Source organism: Skermanella sp., from assembly GCF_059503625.1.
In genome coordinates, this window is record NZ_JCACHA010000379.1 from 1 (window position 1) to 2,615 (window position 2,615).

General features: G+C 63.5%; 2 protein-coding genes. One reads left to right on the forward strand and one right to left on the reverse strand.

Translation table 11 applies throughout. The annotated features are described in order from the left end of the window. Positions 1–90: 90 nt before the first annotated feature. Positions 91–1,128, forward strand: coding sequence for a CobW family GTP-binding protein (locus AC5JJ6_RS08555; protein WP_496041630.1), 1,038 nt, complete (start codon positions 91–93; stop codon positions 1,126–1,128). Here the strand turns inward: AC5JJ6_RS08555 and AC5JJ6_RS08560 are convergent. Next, entirely contained in the window at positions 1,104–2,504 is a 1,401-nt protein-coding gene (locus AC5JJ6_RS08560) for a calcium-binding protein (RefSeq protein WP_496041631.1), read from the reverse strand. The genes AC5JJ6_RS08555 and AC5JJ6_RS08560 overlap by 25 nt on opposite strands. Between the last annotated feature and the right edge of the window lie 111 nt (positions 2,505–2,615).

Here is a 2,615-nt window from a genome sequence, read left to right on the forward strand (position 1 = left end):
AACTGACCGGGCGGGTCTGCGATCCGCTCGATCCCGCGGTGATCGAAGCGATGGAAGCCCGGTGCGGTGCTGGCGGCCGTGAGTGAAACCATGACCGCGGAAACTCCGTTGCCGCCGGTGACGGTCAACATCCTGACCGGCTTCCTCGGTTCCGGAAAGACCTCGCTGCTCAAGCGGCTGCTGGCTCTGCCCGACCTACGGGACGCGGCTGTCCTGATCAACGAGTTCGGCGAAGTCGGGATCGACCATTTCCTGGTCGAGGAAGTCGATGACGACGTGGTGCTGCTGAAGAGCGGCTGCATCTGCTGCACCATTCGCGGCGATCTGAAGGACTCGCTCCTGGATCTCCATGAACGCCGCGCCGCCGGGCAGGTGCCGCCGTTCAGCCGGCTGATCCTGGAAACGACGGGGCTGGCCGATCCCGGCCCCATCGTCGCCACCCTGGTCGCAGACCCCGCTCTCCGCCATCAGTTCCGGATGGGCAACATCGTGACGGTGGTGGATGCGGTCAACGGGGCCGAGAACCTGGACAGGTTCCCCGAATCCGTGCGTCAGGCCGCCGTCGCCGACCGGCTCGTGATGTCCAAGACGGATCTGGCCGATGAGGAAACGATAACTGCCCTCCGGCACAGGCTGGCCGGCCTGAACCCGGCCGCCGATATCCTGCCGCTGGACGACGTCCGGATACCGGACGCGGCCCTGTTCGTCAGCGACATCCACGATCCGATCGCCAGAGCGGGCGAAGTGGCACGCTGGCTGGCTGCCGAAGCGCATCGTCATGACCATCACCGTCACGACGTAAACCGCCACGGCGATATCAGGGCCTTCGTCCTGACATCCGATGCTCCCCTCGACTGGGCACGCTTCGGGCTCTGGCTGTCGATGCTGCTCAACCGCCACGGCACGGAAGTCCTTCGGCTGAAGGGGCTGCTGTCGATCCAGGGCGTCGATACGCCGGTCGTCGTCCAGGGTGTTCAGCACCTCATCCACAAGCCCGTGCATTTGGACGAATGGCCGGACGGGATCGTCGGGACCCGCATCGTGGTCATCGCCAAGGGACTGGACCCGGAAGTCGTGAGGCGATCCTTCCGGGCCTTCGTCGATCAGACGAACTGGAAGGGATCGTAGGAGCTATCGCCGGCAATGCCGATCAGTTTGGCCTCAAGCGCCTGAAGAGTGTCGCCGCCGATGGCGCCGATCTGATTGACCCCGAAACTATCGAACTGAATTGTGGCGCCGTTGCCGACGAAGGTCAGCACGGCATTTTCGGCGGTCTGCGTTATCAGGATTTCGCCCGGATCGCTGCCGATCCCGCTGGCCTCGGCGGCCGTCAGGTCCGTCGCGGCGTCCAGCCTCATGACGTCGCGCTCATCGGCACTGAAGTCGAAGACGATGTCGTTGCCATCGGTGCCGAAGGCGTCAACTCCGCCCGTCGCCGACGCTCCGGTCCGGAACGCATAGACGAACACATCGGCGTCGATGCCGCCGGATAAGGTGTCCTGGCCTCCACCGCCGATCAGCACCTCCTCGCCATAGCCGCCGGACAAGCTGTCATCGTGGACGGTTCCCACGACGGTAATGTTCAATGGCCCGGAATACGGATCGCCCGGATAGGCATTGTTATAGTAGTTCAGGCTGCCGAGCCCACTCGCCTCGACCCGCTCGATACCGTCAAGTGAGACGTCCAGGCCGGGCACGTCTTCAGGCGTCGAGTCGCCCAGCCTGATGAAGGTATCTCCGCCGCCGTAGATGCTGTGATAGAAATTGATGTTCGAGGTAAAGGGTCCAGGCGCATCGCTCCCGGCGAAGCTTGCATAATACAGCAGATCGACATCGATCCGGAGCGTATCGTAGCCCGTTCCGCCGGAGATCACTGTGTCGGGACCTTCGCCGTCCGCGCCGAGCACGTACTGCTCGGTGCTCCAGATCAGCAGGTCGTCACCGGCCTCTCCATGAAGGTCGTCCCCGATTCCGCCGGTCAGGATGTCCGACCCGTCGCTGCCGTAAAGATTATCTGCGCCCGCCCCTCCGGACAGGCGATCCTGACCGGCACCGGCATAGAGATTATCGTTGCCGTCGCCGCCCAGGAGGTTGTCGTCACCCGAACCGCCGAAGAGGCTGTCGTTGCCGGCTTCGCCGTTCAGGATATCGGCACCGGCCTCACCAAACAGGCGGTCACGGCCTGCACCGCCGCCGATCGTGTCGTCGCCCCAGCCGCCATGGGCCGTATCGCTGCCGTCGCCGCCGCCGATGAAGTCCATGTCCCCGCCGCCGGTAAGATCATCGTCTCCGGCACCGCCATCGAGCACGTCGCTTTCAGCTCCGCCGTCGATCCTGTCATCACCGGCTTGGCCGAAAATATAGTCTTCACCAGTGCCACCAAATACCGTGTCGTTACCCGCATCCGCGAACACGATGTCGCCGCCGCCTAAAGTGTCGATTTTGTCATCGTCGGCCGTGCCCTGAATGCCGTCGGTATCTGCCGTTCCGGTAAAAGTCGCCATGTCCGCCTTCCCTGTTATTGTCTACTTCCGACTGTAAGGGAGCCGCGAAAACAGTCTGAGTGTGCATCCCGGCAGGTATCCGAAGAGACGCCGGACCGGCGTAAGAGAGTT

Coding starts and splice junctions, on each gene's coding strand:
- AC5JJ6_RS08555 (WP_496041630.1), top strand. CDS start 91: ATGACCGCGGAAACTCCGTTGCCGCCGGTGACGGTCAACATCCTGACC.
- AC5JJ6_RS08560 (WP_496041631.1), bottom strand. CDS start 2,504: ATGGCGACTTTTACCGGAACGGCAGATACCGACGGCATTCAGGGCACG.